The 14,060-nt window shown below is 66.6% G+C and carries 14 protein-coding genes; 4 read left to right on the top strand and 10 right to left on the bottom strand.

Annotation, left to right across the window (positions count from 1 at the left end; all coding sequences use genetic code 11):
• Positions 1-14: 14 nt before the first annotated feature.
• Positions 15-794, bottom strand: a complete 780-nt coding sequence (locus tag L8F96_RS09030) for an SDR family oxidoreductase (protein ID WP_334655809.1) — start codon at positions 792-794, stop codon at positions 15-17.
• A gap of 127 nt (positions 795-921) precedes the next feature.
• Between L8F96_RS09030 and L8F96_RS09035 the strand changes: the two genes are divergently transcribed.
• Together L8F96_RS09035 and L8F96_RS09040 are read left to right on the top strand one after the other, a co-directional pair.
• Complete coding sequence (locus L8F96_RS09035) at positions 922-1,668, top strand: helix-turn-helix transcriptional regulator (RefSeq protein WP_334655810.1); 747 nt, start codon at positions 922-924, stop codon at positions 1,666-1,668.
• A gap of 63 nt (positions 1,669-1,731) precedes the next feature.
• Entirely contained in the window at positions 1,732-2,880 is a 1,149-nt protein-coding gene (locus L8F96_RS09040; RefSeq protein WP_334655811.1) for an acyl-CoA dehydrogenase family protein, read from the top strand.
• Positions 2,881-2,940: 60 nt separating this feature from the next.
• On the opposite strand, the gene L8F96_RS09045 is transcribed toward L8F96_RS09040, so the two are convergent.
• Positions 2,941-3,633, bottom strand: coding sequence for a class I SAM-dependent methyltransferase (locus L8F96_RS09045; protein ID WP_125945802.1), 693 nt, complete (start codon positions 3,631-3,633; stop codon positions 2,941-2,943).
• Positions 3,630-4,037, bottom strand: coding sequence for a VOC family protein (locus tag L8F96_RS09050; RefSeq protein ID WP_334655812.1), 408 nt, complete (start codon positions 4,035-4,037; stop codon positions 3,630-3,632). The genes L8F96_RS09045 and L8F96_RS09050 overlap by 4 nt, the downstream gene beginning before the upstream one ends.
• Before the next feature lie 113 nt (positions 4,038-4,150).
• On the opposite strand from L8F96_RS09050, the gene L8F96_RS09055 reads away from it, so the two are divergent.
• Positions 4,151-4,564 carry a hypothetical protein gene (locus tag L8F96_RS09055; protein ID WP_334655813.1) on the top strand — a complete coding sequence of 138 codons (414 nt, stop codon included), beginning with the start codon at positions 4,151-4,153 and terminating at the stop codon, positions 4,562-4,564.
• 19 nt (positions 4,565-4,583) lie between these two features.
• On the opposite strand, the gene L8F96_RS09060 is transcribed toward L8F96_RS09055, so the two are convergent.
• The 4 genes from L8F96_RS09060 to L8F96_RS09075 all read right to left on the bottom strand — a co-directional run bounded on the left by L8F96_RS09060 (position 4,584) and on the right by L8F96_RS09075 (position 10,421).
• Positions 4,584-5,327: an acyl-CoA dehydrogenase family protein gene (locus L8F96_RS09060; RefSeq protein ID WP_334655814.1), complete on the bottom strand. Its 744-nt coding sequence runs from the start codon at positions 5,325-5,327 to the stop codon at positions 4,584-4,586.
• Positions 5,324-6,856, bottom strand: a complete 1,533-nt coding sequence (locus L8F96_RS09065) for a fatty acid--CoA ligase (RefSeq protein WP_334655815.1) — start codon at positions 6,854-6,856, stop codon at positions 5,324-5,326. The genes L8F96_RS09060 and L8F96_RS09065 overlap by 4 nt, the downstream gene beginning before the upstream one ends.
• Before the next feature lie 26 nt (positions 6,857-6,882).
• The gene (locus L8F96_RS09070) at positions 6,883-9,411 is read right to left on the bottom strand and encodes a TonB-dependent receptor (RefSeq protein ID WP_334655816.1); all 2,529 of its coding nucleotides are present in this window, start codon (positions 9,409-9,411) and stop codon (positions 6,883-6,885) included.
• A gap of 95 nt (positions 9,412-9,506) precedes the next feature.
• Entirely contained in the window at positions 9,507-10,421 is a 915-nt protein-coding gene (locus L8F96_RS09075; protein WP_334655817.1) for an oxygenase MpaB family protein, read from the bottom strand.
• An 81-nt stretch (positions 10,422-10,502) separates the two neighbouring features.
• Here L8F96_RS09075 and L8F96_RS09080 point away from each other — a divergent pair, with 81 nt between their 5' ends.
• A complete protein-coding gene (locus tag L8F96_RS09080) occupies positions 10,503-11,171 on the top strand; it encodes a CerR family C-terminal domain-containing protein (RefSeq protein ID WP_334655818.1) in 669 nt (222 codons plus the stop codon).
• Between the two features lie 27 nt (positions 11,172-11,198).
• On the opposite strand, the gene L8F96_RS09085 is transcribed toward L8F96_RS09080, so the two are convergent.
• The 3 genes from L8F96_RS09085 to L8F96_RS09095 are packed head-to-tail and all read right to left on the bottom strand — an operon-like array spanning position 11,199 to position 13,800.
• On the bottom strand, positions 11,199-11,984 hold the full coding sequence (locus L8F96_RS09085) for an SDR family NAD(P)-dependent oxidoreductase (RefSeq protein WP_046411040.1): 786 nt from the start codon (positions 11,982-11,984) through the stop codon (positions 11,199-11,201).
• A gap of 11 nt (positions 11,985-11,995) precedes the next feature.
• Positions 11,996-13,192 (bottom strand): zinc-dependent alcohol dehydrogenase, encoded by a 1,197-nt coding sequence (locus L8F96_RS09090; protein WP_334655819.1) that lies wholly within the window; start codon positions 13,190-13,192, stop codon positions 11,996-11,998.
• Positions 13,192-13,800, bottom strand: coding sequence for an SRPBCC family protein (locus L8F96_RS09095; protein ID WP_296218401.1), 609 nt, complete (start codon positions 13,798-13,800; stop codon positions 13,192-13,194). Before L8F96_RS09095 ends, L8F96_RS09090 begins: the two co-directional genes overlap by 1 nt.
• Between the last annotated feature and the right edge of the window lie 260 nt (positions 13,801-14,060).

Below are 14,060 nucleotides of genomic sequence, written 5' to 3' on the forward strand. Positions count from 1 at the left end.
GTGCCGTTGGTGGATCAGCCGAGTGCGTTGGCGCTGGCGTCGCCCAGATCGCTGCCGCCGTCGACGTTGAGGATCGCGCCGGTGACATATTTTGCCGCCGGGCTGGACAGCCACAGCGCCGCCTCGGCTACATCCGACTTGGTGCCGTAATCGCGCAGCGCGAGGCGGCCCTTGATCTGCGCCTCGCGCGCGGGATCACCGCCAAGACGCTTCATCCCCTCGGTATCGCCGATCGGGCCGGGCGAGATGCCGTTGACGCGGATCCCGGCCGGTCCCCATTCCAGCGCCAGGCACTTGGTGACCATGTTGACGCCGGCCTTGGCGGCGCAGGCGTGGATCTGGAACGCGGACGGATGCACCGCCTGCCCCGCGGTGATCGCGATCAGTGATGCGCCCGGCTTGGTCAGGTGATCGTAGCTGGCGCGGAACACGTTGAACGTGCCAAGCAGGTCGATGTCGACCACGGTCTTGAAGGCATTGGCCGACAGCTTCACCGCAGGCGCAAGGAAATTGCCCGCCGCACCCGAGATCAGCACGTCGATCGCACCGAACTTGGCCTTCGCCTGCGCATAGGCGGCCTCCAGCCCCTCATAGTCGCGCACGTCGCAGGCGATGCCGAGTGCCTCGCCGCCCGTGTCGCGGATACCCTGCGCGGCAGCCTCGATCTTGTCGGCGCTGCGGCTCAGCACCGTCACCTTTGCGCCCGCCCGCGCGAAGCTGTGCGCGATCTCCAGATTGATGCCGCTGGATGCGCCCGCGACGAACACGTGCTTGCCGGAATAATCCTGGCTCATGGCTTTCCCCTCCGTACCATAACTATAGTTACGCCCCTCCATCGCGTGATCCGCGGACGAGCGCAAGACCTGCCCTTGTCGCCACCATTGCGGGCGGCTAGCGCAGCGGCAGGGAGCGGGAGCACAGATGCAGTCGGATCGATCGGCAGCCTTGTCGTGGGAGGATGTGGACGCGCTGGCGAGCGAGGTAGTCGCCTATGGCGCGCGCGTCGGCCTCCCCTATGTGGCGGCGCAGAGCGACCTCGGCGATCCGGTGCCGATGGCCGATCGCGACGGCCGCGCCTATGCCGAGCGGATGCCGTGGGTGTGCGCCAACGACACCTATTGGCGCAACCGCAGCCTAGCGCTGCGATCCAGCTTCCTTCACGCCGCGCGGATCTTTGCCGAGCCGATCTGGTATGCCGACGGGCGGCTGGGATCGTGGCGCGCGACCGGGTTGCTCGAGGCGATCGATTGTTCGCGGGTGACGGAGGAATTCGGCTTTACGGGCGCACTGATCGCGCCGGTGCATCTGGCGGGCGGACAGGTGGGCACGGTGCTGTGGGTCGCGACCCAGCCGGTCGACATGCCGGCGATCTTTGCCGAATGGGCGGAGCCGATGTTCGCGCTCGCCTATCGCCTGCTCGCCGCGCATACCGAGCTGACGATGCGGCGCGTGCGCACGCCGCCGGGGCAATTGTCCGCGCGCGAGGCGCAATGCGTGCGCTGGGCCGCGGCGGGCAAGACCAATGCCGAGATCGGCACGATCCTGTCGCTGTCGGTCTCCACCGTCCGCTTCCACCTGCGCAACGCGGCGGAGAAGCTGGGCGCGACCACGCGCGCGCGGATGATCCAGATCGCCACTGGTCACGGCTTCCTCGGCCCGCACGCCTGACAAGCCTGCTCCCTGACAAGAGCGTCAGGTGCATGGCCGGCGCGCCGCGCGCACGGTGGCGGCATGGAGAGCCTGAACAGCGCAGACGCGCGCGCCTTTCGTGATGAGGTGCGCACCTTCCTGTCCGAGAAGCTGACGCCCGAGCTGCGCCGCGGCGCCCGGCGCGGGACGAGCGTATTCCTGCACCCCGATGTCGCCGACGCGTGGCAGCGCATCCTGCACGCGCAGGGCTGGGCCGCTCCCGACTGGCCGGTCGAATATGGCGGCACCGGCTGGAATGAGATTCAGCGCTATATCTGGGCGGAAGAATATGCCCGCGCTCATGCTCCCGGCCTGTCGCCGATGGGGCTGAAAATGGTGGCGCCCGTCATCATGCACTACGGGTCGCCCGAACAGAAGGCGACGCTGCTGCCGCGCATCCTGTCGGGCGAGGATCGCTGGTGCCAGGGCTATTCGGAGCCTGGCTCCGGATCGGACCTCGCCTCGCTGAAGCTGCGCGCCGTGCGCGACGGCGATGATTACGTGCTGAACGGCTCAAAGATCTGGACCACGCATGCGCATTTCGCCAACCGCATGTTCTGCCTGGTGCGCACCAGCACCGAGGGGCGGCCGCAGACCGGAATCACCTTCCTGCTGCTGGAGATGAAGACGCCGGGCATCACCGTGTCGCCGATCCACACGCTGGCCGGCGAGCATGAATTCAACCAGGTGTTCTTCGACGACGTGCGCGTCCCCGTCAGCGGGCGGCTGGGCGAGGAGAATGACGGCTGGACCGTGGCGAAGCACCTTCTGACCTTCGAACGGTCGGGCCGCTATGCGCCGGGCCTTGCCGCGTTCCTCGACATGGTGCGCGAAGCGGCGCAGGCCACCGGCTGGCTGAGCCAAGAGGGCAATCGCGAGCGGCTGGCGCGCGAGGCGATCGCGGTCGACGCGCTGCGCGCGATCGAGCTGGCCGGGCTGGAAGGCGGCGGGCCTGCCGATGCGGTGCGGCCGTCGATGCTGAAGGTGCTGGGCACCGAGGCGTCGCAGCGGATCGACCTGCTGGCGCTGGAAATCGCCGCCGGCTGGGAGGGCGACCACGAGGACGCGCCCGACGCGATCGCGATCGCCATGCCCAAATATCTGAACAATCGCGCCGCCAGCATCTACGCCGGGTCGAACGAGATCCAGCGTGACCTGATCGCGCGAGTCGTGGTGGATCAGGCGGCCTGACCGGGAAACCGTCGCCTTCCACGGTTCACGGGGCGAGCGGCGGCGAGAACGGTGACGGGATCATCGATCCGCATGCGCCGGAAGGCTCAAGAGGTGAGGACGATCCAGCCCTTCGCCTGCCGCTTCCGGGCCGACCGGCCGCCGGGCGGTGAGCGCGATCCATGGTCCCTGCCCGCTTTCATAGCCGCCGCCCACATATTCGACGACAGACAGCAGTTCCCAACTCGCGCTGCGCTGATAGGCCGCGACCAGCGCGTTGCCGTCGGGGTGATTGAAGTAGCGGCCGGCATGGTCGCGGCCCGGCGTTCCGGCCGCTTTATAGCTCGCAAAGTGCAGACCGCCCGGCCTCAGCGATCGGAACACCCGGCCCAATACAGCGGGCAACTTCCCCAAAGGCACATGCAGCAGGCTGGCGCTCGCCCATACGGCGTCATAGGCTTCGACGCTGGAGAGTTCGTCGAAGCGCATCACCCTGACTGGGCGACCTAGCCTCTGCTGCGCCTTTGCGGCGATCGCTGCGCTTCCATCCGTCGGCTCAACATCAAGGCCGCGGAGGAGCATCGCCTCCGCGTCCCGGCCGCCACCACAGCCCAGTTCAAGCACGCGGGCGCCGACGGGAAGCATGTCGATGAACTGCGGCAGCCAGCGGCTGACACCATCCTTGCCGCTCGCAACATATTCGGGCGCCTCGGCGTCATAGAAGGCCAGCGTCGCCGGATCATAGGCGCCGCCGGGTTCAGCAGGCGCGCTCATTCGGCGCTGCCTGACGCACTATCGTCGATCATCATCGCGGCACCGCAGGGCTGCATCAGCTCTATCCGATTGCCGAACGGATCGGTGACGTAGCGTCGGTCATACCCCTCGAGCGGCTCGTCCTCGATCGATGTGAAGCCAGCATCGGCAAGGCTTGCGATCAGGGCGTCGAGATCGGTAACCAAGAAGGCGGGATGCGCTTTTCGGACTGGGCGAAAGTCCTGCTCCGCGCCGAGATGAATCTTTAGCGCGCCGCGTTCGAACCAGCAGCCGCTGCGCCCGGCGAGATGGGCGGGCTTGGGAACTTCGGGAATACCGAGCAGTCCGGCGTAGAAGCGGCGTGCCGCATCTTCGCCGCCGGGCGGCATGGCAAGTTGAACATGGTCTAGCGCCTCGACTGGCATTTCACCCCTCCCCCGGATAACCCACACATGGTGACCGGTGCGCCCATCCCTCGGAAATTGTCGCCCGCGCCGAGGCATGTTGCCGTTTGGCCGCGCACCTGTTGTGATGGGGCATGATACGGGCTTTTGCCAAATCGGTACTCGCCGGCGCGCTCGTCGGGGCGGCGCCCTATCTGCTCTTTTCCACCTTCTTCGCGCTGCTGGGCCTTACCCGGGTCGAGCGCGCCACCGACGTTCCGGCCTCGCTGCTGCTGGCGATCGCGCCGCTTCTGGTGGCAGCGCCGATCGTGGCGGGCGGCGCGCTGCTGATCGGTCTGCCGTTCACGGCGTGGCTGGCCCGCCATGATCGCGAAAGCGCGGTGGCCTATATTGCGGGCGGCCTTGTCGCCGGGGCAGCATTCGCCGCGCTGCTCGTCTTCGTGATCGACGTGCGCGATGGTTACTGGCTCGCTGGCCTCGGCGCGGCGAGCGGCGGCGTAACCGGCTGGACCTGGTGGGCGTCCGCGCGACGCCCGGACGCCCGTTAAGACCGGATCAGGGGGTTCGTCAGGCGGCGTAGCGTCGCAGGTGATGGCGGGCGGTGCCGTCGCCTTGCGCCAGCGTGCGCGCGCGGCGGAAATAGCCGCCAAGCCGCAACTCGGCGGTCAGCCCCATCGCGCCGTGGATCTGCACCGCGCCCTCGCCGATCAGGCGCGCGGCGTCGTCGCAAACCACGCGTGCGGCGGACACCGCCCGCGCACGGCCGGTCTCATCGCCGTCGAACGAGGTGATCGCAGCAGCCGTGATCGCCTCTGCCTGCTCAAGGATCATCGCCATGTCCGCCATGCGATGGCGCAGCGACTGGAAGCTGGCGATCGCGACGCCGAACTGGCGGCGCTCCTTGGAGAAGGTCGCGGCGTCGCGCAGCATCGTCCGGCACAGGCCGACGATCTCCGCGCAATGCAGCACCGTCAGCGCATCCTCGGCCCATTGGCGCTCGCGCGGCTCCCTTGCACGCGCGAGCGCCGCGACGTCGGCATCCGCACGCGGGCCATTCTCCCCCCGCGCACCCAACCGGGTCGCAACCCAATGTTCCGCCCAGGGCAACGCAGCGTTCGCACGCCCGAAGGCAGCCGCAACTACCGCCGCATCGCGCAGGTCGGTGCCAAGCCCCTCCTCGTCCGCCGACACGCCCAATTGGCCGAGCCCGGTGTCCACCACGGCCGCCTGCCAGTCGGCCCCGTTCGAAAGGGCAACGTCCAGCGTCTCGGCCAGCATCCGCTGTTCGTCGGTGCGTGCGAAGCTCGTCAATTCACTCTCCGTTCGTGGCCGGCCCAGAAAGGCTCGCGCAGTGTGCGCCGCAGGATCTTGCCCGACGGATTGCGCGGCAGCGCCTCGATGAACTCGACGCTCTTGGGGCATTTGAAACCGGCGATCCGCTCGCGGGCATGGGTGATGATCGCGTCGCCGTCGCACTCGGCACCCGGCTTCAGCACCACCATCGCCTTCACCGCCTCACCCCATTTGGGATCGGGAACGCCGATCACGGCGACGTCCGCCACCGCAGGATGGCCGTAGATCGCGCTTTCCACCTCGGCGGGATAGACGTTCTCCGCGCCGGTGATGATCATGTCCTTGATGCGATCCTGGATGAAGAGATAGCCCTCCTCATCGAGGATCCCCGCGTCGCCGGTGCGCAGCCATCCATCGCCGATCAGCGCTTTCGCGCTTTCCTCCGGCTTGTTCCAATAGCCGCGCGTGTTGTTGGGGCTGCGGATCGCGATCTCGCCGATCTCGCCGGGCGGCAGCGTGTTGCCATCCTCGTCGATGATCTTCAGCTCAACGCCAGGCAGCGCCTTTCCGGCGGCGGTCATCTTGTGCTCGCGCCCGGGCAGGTGATCCTCTGGCGGGAGGGCGACGATCGAGCCCCACGTCTCCGTCATGCCATAGACCTGGACGAAGCCGCAGCCGATCCGCTCCACCGCCTGCTGCAACAGCGGCAGCGGGATCGGGCTGGCGCCGTAGGACAGGGTCTCGATCGAGGAGAAATCGGCCGTCGCTGCCGCGGGATGCTGCAGCATCAGGCCGATCGCGGCCGGCACCAGGAACAGCCGTCGCACGCCATGCTCGGCGATTGCGTCCATCACCGCGCCCGCATCATATTCGGCGTGGATGATGAGTTCTTGCCCGCTGTTGACGGCGCCAAGCGCGACACCGACGCCGCCGATATGGCCGTAGGGCATGGCGATGATCGTGGTGTCGCCCGGGTCGGCGAGCAGCCAGTCAATACGCGCGTCGATCTGCTTCTGCCGCTGCTGAATGCCGTTGGCGTGGCTCAGCATCACGCCCTTGGGCGCGCCGGTGGTGCCCGAGGTATAGAGCTGGAGCACCACGTCGTTCTCGGTGACGGTCACCGGCGGCGGCGTGCTGCTCTGCGCGTCGCGCCAGCGGGCGAAGCCGTCATCCATGACCACGACCTGCGCGGCCGGAAAGTCGCGGGCGAAGGCCGGCTCGACAAACAGCGTCTGCGCACCGGAATCGGCCAGGATGCCGTCCACTTCAGCGGGGGCCAGCCGCCAGATGATCGGCACCAGCACCATGCCAGCGCGGGCGGTGCCGAGCGCCAGTTCGACCGCCCAGTCGCTGTTCTTGCCGACATAGACGACGCGATCACCGTGCTTCAGCCCCATCGCCAGCAGACCGTTGGCGATCTGCGACGCATGGGCATCGAAGGTCGCATAATCGGTCACCCGGTCCTCGAACCGAAGCGCCACCTGTTGCGGCCGTTCCGCCGCGTGCCGCGCCAGTGCCTCACCGAATGTCGGCGGCAAGTTCGTCATGCCTCTCCCGCTCCTCTCTCCACGCCTCAGAACCGGAAGGTCGCGGTGGCACCGTACGTGCGGACCTGGCCGGGGAAGCGCACGACGATGTTGGCGTTGCTGGCGACCGCGTTCCAGTAATATTCGTCGAAGAGGTTGCGACCCCAGACGTTCAACGCCCAGCTTTCGTCCGCCGCCTTTACGCCGAAGCCAGCGTTGACCACCGCGTACGGCTTGATGTCGTACAGCGGATTGAATTCGAAGATCGTCGTCTGGCGCGACTGCCAGCGTACGTTCGCATTGGCGGTGAAGCTGACATCGTCATTGACCGGCTGGTCGAACAGCGCGGTGCCCGACAGCGTCCATTCCGGGCTGTAGATGAAGCGTGCACCGTCGAAATCCTGCGGGCGGCCGGCGGCGTTGGTGCCGACATAGCCGTTGATCCGCGTCTTCAGCCACAAGGCGTTCGCCATCAGAGTCAGCGGGCGGGCGGGGCGGACCGTCAGCTCGCCCTCGATGCCATAAGCCTCCGACTTCGGAATGTTATCCAGCCGAGCGAGCGCGGTGTAGATCGGATCAGCGAAATAGGCGCTGATCTGCTTGTCCTTATAGTCGTAATAGAAGCCGGCGACGTTCAGCTGCACGCGGCGATCGAGGAAGCCGAGCTTCGCACCGATTTCGTAGGCGGTCAGCCGCTCCTGCTTGGCCGGCAGGTTCTGCGCCGCGTTGCTGGCCGCGTTGATCGGCGAGGTGCCCGATTTATACCCGCGCGAGATCGAGGCGTAGAACAATGTCGTCGCGTTGGGCGTGAAGTCGAGCGCTGCGCGCCACGCGAAATTGTCCTCGTCCAGCCGCGAGTTGACGATGCCGAAGCTGTTGGTCGCCGGATTGAAGGTGTTGCAGTCGTTGCGGCCGATCGGCGCGGCGAGCGGCTGCGTCGGGTTGAACAGCTGCTGATAGAGGCCGCGGTTGAACAGGTTGATGTTGGTCTGCATGCTGCCGTTGAAATCGCGCGAGCAGCCGGTGAATTTCTGCAGATCCTGTGTGTAGCGCGCGCCCAGCGTGAGCTTCACGAGGTCGGAGAAGGCATAGTCGCCATTGGCGAAGATGCTCCACGTCGTCGTGTCGAACGCGCCTTCGTCACGATAGGTGCGGAACGTCGTCGCCGCATCGGCCAGCGTATAGCCGAAGGTGTTGATCGGCGAGTTGATCAACTGCGACGTCGCGAAGCGGAGCAGCGCGGAATTGGCATTCTCGCCCAGCAGCGTGCGGTTCGTGTCGCGGATCTTGTCCTTGGCGTAATAGCCGCCGACCAGCCAGTTGAAGCCGGGGCCATCGCCCTCGACGCGAAGCTCCTGCGCGAAGCTCTTGATGTTACCGTCCGCCTCCTGGATCAGCACCTCGTTGGGGATGCCGGACCAGTCGAACGTCGCCTTGCGATCGAACTCGTTATAGCCGGTCAGCGAGACCGCGCGGACATTGTCCGAAATGTCGAGTTGGACGCGCGCCTTCAGGCCGATGAAGTAATTGTCCTCGGCCAGCGGCCCCTTCAGGCCAGCACCGCGACCGATGTCGGCGGAGCGGCGGGCATAGGGCGCCCAGTCCGCCTGGCTGCCGCTGGTCGGGCGGTTGGCTGCGATATAGGCCGCCGCGCCGGGCGCGTTGAAGTTGCTCGCCGCGCCGCCGCTGCCCGGCGTCGTGGCGGGGGTGAAGCCGATCGCCTGGCCCGCCACCGTGTCCGACTTGTTGACCCAATAGGTGGCCGACACGTCGATTTCGAACGGACCCGGCTGCGCCGCCAGCGAGCCGCGCACACCGTACCGCTTCACGCGGCCAAGCCGCTCGTTGGGGCGGCTGTTGCTGATCTGCCAGCCCTCGTTGCTGAGATCGACGCGATAGCCGATGCGGCCCTGGATACCTTCGGCGATCGGGCCAGTGACATAGCCGCCGACATTGAAGGTCTGGTAGTTGCCGACATCGACCGACATCGCACCCGACGCATCCTCGCTCGGCTTGCCGGTGACGAAGTTGATGAGGCCGGCGGTGGTGTTGCGGCCGTAGAGCGTACCCTGCGGCCCCTTCAGCACCTCGACCCGCTCGATATCGATCAGCGGGCCGGTGTTCATGATCGGATAGGCATAGGCGACCTCGTCGACATAGGTGCCGACGGTCGACTGGGCCGACAGGTTGATCGAATTGAAGCCGATGCCGCGCAGCGTGTAGGTGGGCACGCCCTGGTAGCTTTGCGCGACGGTGAAGCTGGGGACGACCGCGGTCAGGTCACGCACGTTCTGGACGCGCAATTCCTGCAGCGTCTCGGACTCCAGCGCCTGCACCGAAATGCCGACCCGGTTGATCGATTCCGCGCGCCGCTGCGCCGTAACGACGATGTCGCCGAGCGCGGCGTCACTTGGCCGTGTCTGCTGACTGGTCGTTGCCGGCGCTTCCTCCTGCGCCGGCGCGGTGGCATCGGGCGCGCCCGCCGCCGCGTCCTGCGCCTGCGCGGCGCCTGCCATCACCGCCAAGATGCTGGCGCCCAAATACATCGCCCGGCGCGTACGGCCCATTGCGGTCATCGATCCTCTCCCCGATCAAAGCTCAAGCGCCCTTTTCGGGCGTCTTCATCCTGTTCTACTAGCAGCGCCGCAGGGCGCAGCGCCTGACACCTGTGTCAGGTGGCGGGCGCGGCCTGTGTGCCGATCCCGGCGTGGCCCAGCATCCGCGCCTGCGCGCGCGGCGAGCGCCAAGCGAAATCGCCCGGCAGGCCGAGCCGCCGTGCCGCCTGCCACGCGGGCGAACGCGGGTCGCGCACCCGGTCTGCGAGCGTGCCGGCTGCGCGCAGCATCAGCCGGTCGCTGCGCCGCAGATCATAGTCGGCGCCAAGCTCCAGTCGCTGGCGCACCGCCGTCGGCAGCAGCGACACCGCCGCACGGGCGAGCGCCTGGTGAAGGAAGCGCGGCACGGCCGGCGCGGCCTTCCCCGACTGGATGATCGCCAGAAATTCCAGGTTGATCGGGTGCGGCTTGAACCGGGGCAGCAAGCGATCCAGCATGGCGAAGAAATCCTCGTCGCTGGTGAGCGGGTTCTCTACGCCGTACAGCCGCACCACAGGTTCGCCGTCGCGGTAATAGGCGCGTCGCTCCGCCTCGCTGAGCGGTGCGACAAAGCGATGATAGGCCTCCAGGAAGCCATAGGCCGCGGTGGCACTGACCCAGTCCAGCAACTCGGGATCAAGCGCGCGATAGGCTTCGCCGCCGGGCGTCTCCCCGGTCACCTTGCGGTGCATGCGATTGACCCCGCCGATGATCCGCCGTGCCGTGCTCGCCGGCCCGAATACGCCCGCCATGGCAGCAACACCGGTCCGCTTCGAGCGGCCGATCGGATCAACCTTGTAGGTGGAATGGTCCCACACGCCCGAGCGGATCCGCGCGTCGGCGAACTCCAGCAGCACCGCCGCCACCCCGCCGACCGCGATCGCCACCGGGTTCTTGAACACGCGCCATTGCGGCGACGTCGGCGGGACGAGCGACGCCTCCCCCACCGGGTTCGCGTAATCCACCTGATAGCCCTGATGCGCGACTGACATATACAATTCCGATCGTTCGATAGGATTTGATATGCTGCAATGGGCTGTCACGCAACCCCGGTGGGCCGTATGGAGGGTGGCGTGACCAGCACCTCGCCCCCTCACCCGCGCGCGCCGCGCGGCCCGTATCGCAGCAGCGCGGAGACGCGGCAGCGCCTGATCGGCGCCGCGCTGGCGCTGTTCAACAAACACGGGTTCGAAGGGACGAGCACGCGCGAGATCGCCGCGAGGACTGGCGTCGCGCTGCCGGCGATCACCTATCATTTCGGGGGCAAGGAAGGCCTGTACCGCGCCTGTGCCGAACATGTGGTGGAGCGCTATCGCGCGCGCATGCTGACCGGTGTGTCGGCGATCCAGGCGGGGATGCCCATGCCACCGGATGTAGCGCGCGCGGCGTTGCAGGAAGTGGTGTCGCTGCTCGCAGGGATGCTGCTCGACGTTGCGGAGGACGACAGCTGGGCTACGTTCATGATGCGCGAGATGAACCACAAGGGGCTGGCGCATGACCTTTTGTACCGCGATCTGTGGGAGCCGGGGCTGACGCTGGTCGCGGGGCTGGTGGCGGCGATCGGCGGCCGCGCGGAACCGGCGCAGGAGGACCGGCTTGAGGCATTGCTGCTGCTGTCCAGTTTCTCCGCGTTCACCACGGCGCGGCGGGTCGCGCTGGATTTCGGCGGATGGGCGGCGGTCGATCCTGCGCTGGTGGCCGCGATCGTGGCTCGTCTCCAGGCCAGGATCGCGGCGCTTTAGCCAGCGGCGAGGATCACCGCGCGGCGATTATTCCTTGCCCGATCCCGGCTCGGCCATCGCACGATGCCGCTCCGCCAGCACCGACTGCGGCACGACACCGGAGCCCAACACCTGGATCTTGTTCTTCAGGCCCGACACGATGTGCCCCTTGCCGGCCATCAGCGCGTCCCAGCCGTCCTTTGCCACGTCGGCAGGATCGGACTTGTTCTCGCTCTGCCCGACGGAGGTGTCGAGCATGTCGGCGCGGGCGAAAAATTCGGTGTCCACCGGCCCGGGCATCAACGTGGTGAGCGTCACGCCGTCCACGTCCTTGATCTCGTTGCGCAGCGCCTCGGTAAAATTGTCGATGAACGCCTTGGTCGCATTGTAGATCGCGTTGAAGCTGCCGGGGATGTAGCCGGCGATCGATCCCGTCACCAGGATCTTGCCCGATCCGCGCGCCACCATGTCGCGCAGGCTCTTCTGCAGCAGATAGACGGTGCCGGTGACGTTGGTGTCGATCGAATGGCGCCAATCCTCGATGCTTTCGTCGAGGAACGGCCCGCCCTTGCTGATCCCGGCGTTGGCGCAGACCAGGTCGATCTGGCGCCCCGCCGCGGCGGCGAGCGCGGCGTCCACGCCTTCCAGCGTGGAAAGGTCCGCCTCTACCGCCACGACATTGGTGCCGAACTGCTCGAAGTCGCGCGCGGCGGCATGGATCAGTTCCTCATCGGCGACCACGATCAGGTCATGACCTTCCCGGGCCGCGATGGTGGCAAGTTCGAAGCCGATGCCGGTCGAGGCGCCGGTAACAAGGGCGAGCTTATTGGCCATGGCACCTCTCCTCAAAGGTCGATTTCGATCCGCTCAAGGCCCGGCTTCAACACCACCTTGGTCACTTCATTCTGCTTGTCGTGGAAGATGCGGTAGCCGTCCGGGGCATTTTCCAGCGGCAGCGTGTGGCTGATCAGGAAGGTCGTATCGATCTTCTCCTCCATGATCGCGTTGAGCAGCCCGGGCATATAATGCTGGACGTGGGTCTGACCGGTCTTGAGCGTCAGCCCCTTTTCCATGAACGCGCCGAGCGGGAATTTGTCGACGAAGCCGCCATAGACCGCCGGCATCGACACCCGCCCGCCCTTGCGACAGGCAAGGATCGCCTGGCGGATCGAGTGCGGCCGATCGGTGCCGAGGAAGGTCGACGCCTTGATCTGGTCGATCACATTGTCGACGAACAGGCCGTGCGCCTCCAGGCCGACGGAATCGATGCACGCATCCGGCCCGATGCCGCCGGTCATCTCCATCAGCGCCTCATAAGTGGCGGTTTCCTCGAAGTTGATCGTCTCGGCGCCGAACTTCTTCGCCAGTTCCAGCCGGCGCGGGAAGTGATCGATTGCGATCACGCGCGCCGCGCCCATCAGGAACGCGGACTGTACCGCGAACAGGCCGACCGGCCCGCAGCCCCACACGGCCACCGTGTCGCCCGGTTCGATCTCGGCATTTTCCGCCGCCATCCAGCCGGTCGGCAGGATGTCCGACAGGAACAGCACCTTCTCATCGGGGACGCCGTCCGGCACCACGATGGGGCCGACGTCGCTGAATGGGATGCGGACATATTCCGCCTGGCCGCCCGAATAGCCGCCGGTCAGGTGACTGTAGCCGAACAGGCCCGCCATGGGCTGACCATACATCTCCTGCCCCAGATCCTGGTTGTCGGCGGGCAGGCCGTTGTCGCAGGCGGAATATTGGTGCTTGCTGCAATGGTAGCAGGCGCCGCACGAGATGGTGAATGGCACCACCACGCGCTGGCCCTTCTTCAACGTCGATCTCGGGCCGGTCTCGACCACCTCGCCCATGAACTCATGGCCCAGGATGTCGCCCGACTGCATCGTGGGGATATAGCCGTCGTACAGGTGAAGGTCGGACCCGCAGATCGCCGTCGAGGTGATCTTGATGATTGCATCACGCGGGTTGAGGATTTCCGGATCGTCGACCGTGTCGACGCGCACGTCATGCTTGCCGTGCCAGGCCAATGCTCGCATCAGTTCTTCCCCTCGTCCAGAAGGCGGCGGTTGCGCGCGCCGGTGGCGATTTCGCCGGTTTCCATCAGTTGCTTGAACCGACGCAGGTCGCGCCGCGCCTGGATGGCGGGTTCGCGCTGGAACATCTTGGCGATGACCTTGCCGATCAGCCCGGCGGGCGGATCATAAAGGATCGTCGCGGTGACGATCGTGCCGCGATCGCCCTGTGCGTCGCGGAAATCGATGCGCCCGCTGTTGGACACGTCCGCACCCTCCTCCGACGCCCAGGCGATATACTCGCCCTCCTTTTCGTCGGTGATTGCCGCCACCCATTCGACGGTGTTCCCGCCCGGTGCGGTCACCGTCCAGTGCGAGCGGCGGTCGTCCAGCACCTCAATCCGCTCGACATTCTCGAGCACGTGGGGAAGGTTGGTGAAGTCTCGCCAGAAGGCGAATAGTTCGGCGCGCGGGCGCCGGATCGTCACGGTGCGCCCGATCAGCGTATCGGCATTGCCGTCCGCCGGATGCGGCAGCGTCGCATTGCCCGCTGCCTCCACGGCAGCACCGCGGTGTTTCGATGTGGAAAGCGGCGCGTCGTCGGCACGCGCCGGGTCGATCGTGTCGGCCATTGCATCCTCCTGAGGAATGCGGCCTTAACGAGTGCAATAGCAGGCCCGTTCCCGACACAATCCGATGAAATCAAAAACTTGCCCGACCAGCCCCTAAAGATTGAAGAAGAAGCGCAGATCGCATCCTGTCGTCGCGCACATCAGATGTAACGTCGATCACCTTCTATATTGATGCAGATCATGTCGTATCTAATCGCGATACTGGCGCACAGCGCACCATCCGCAGCAGCGACCATGCCGCGACTACATCAAGACTGATG

This window comes from Sphingomonas panaciterrae (assembly GCF_036890205.1).
In the GTDB taxonomy this organism is placed as follows: Bacteria; Pseudomonadota; Alphaproteobacteria; order Sphingomonadales; family Sphingomonadaceae; genus Sphingomonas; species Sphingomonas panaciterrae.

Bases quoted from the DNA above. Each gene is read 5' to 3' on its own strand.
- L8F96_RS09030 (WP_334655809.1), bottom strand. From the start codon at position 794: ATGAGCCAGGATTATTCCGGCAAGCACGTGTTCGTCGCGGGCGCATCC.
- L8F96_RS09035 (WP_334655810.1), top strand. From the start codon at position 922: ATGCAGTCGGATCGATCGGCAGCCTTGTCGTGGGAGGATGTGGACGCG.
- L8F96_RS09040 (WP_334655811.1), top strand. From the start codon at position 1,732: ATGGAGAGCCTGAACAGCGCAGACGCGCGCGCCTTTCGTGATGAGGTG.
- L8F96_RS09045 (WP_125945802.1), bottom strand. From the start codon at position 3,633: ATGAGCGCGCCTGCTGAACCCGGCGGCGCCTATGATCCGGCGACGCTG.
- L8F96_RS09050 (WP_334655812.1), bottom strand. From the start codon at position 4,037: ATGCCAGTCGAGGCGCTAGACCATGTTCAACTTGCCATGCCGCCCGGC.
- L8F96_RS09055 (WP_334655813.1), top strand. From the start codon at position 4,151: ATGATACGGGCTTTTGCCAAATCGGTACTCGCCGGCGCGCTCGTCGGG.
- L8F96_RS09065 (WP_334655815.1), bottom strand. From the start codon at position 6,856: ATGACGAACTTGCCGCCGACATTCGGTGAGGCACTGGCGCGGCACGCG.
- L8F96_RS09070 (WP_334655816.1), bottom strand. From the start codon at position 9,411: ATGACCGCAATGGGCCGTACGCGCCGGGCGATGTATTTGGGCGCCAGC.
- L8F96_RS09075 (WP_334655817.1), bottom strand. From the start codon at position 10,421: ATGTCAGTCGCGCATCAGGGCTATCAGGTGGATTACGCGAACCCGGTG.
- L8F96_RS09085 (WP_046411040.1), bottom strand. From the start codon at position 11,984: ATGGCCAATAAGCTCGCCCTTGTTACCGGCGCCTCGACCGGCATCGGC.
- L8F96_RS09090 (WP_334655819.1), bottom strand. From the start codon at position 13,192: ATGCGAGCATTGGCCTGGCACGGCAAGCATGACGTGCGCGTCGACACG.
- L8F96_RS09095 (WP_296218401.1), bottom strand. From the start codon at position 13,800: ATGGCCGACACGATCGACCCGGCGCGTGCCGACGACGCGCCGCTTTCC.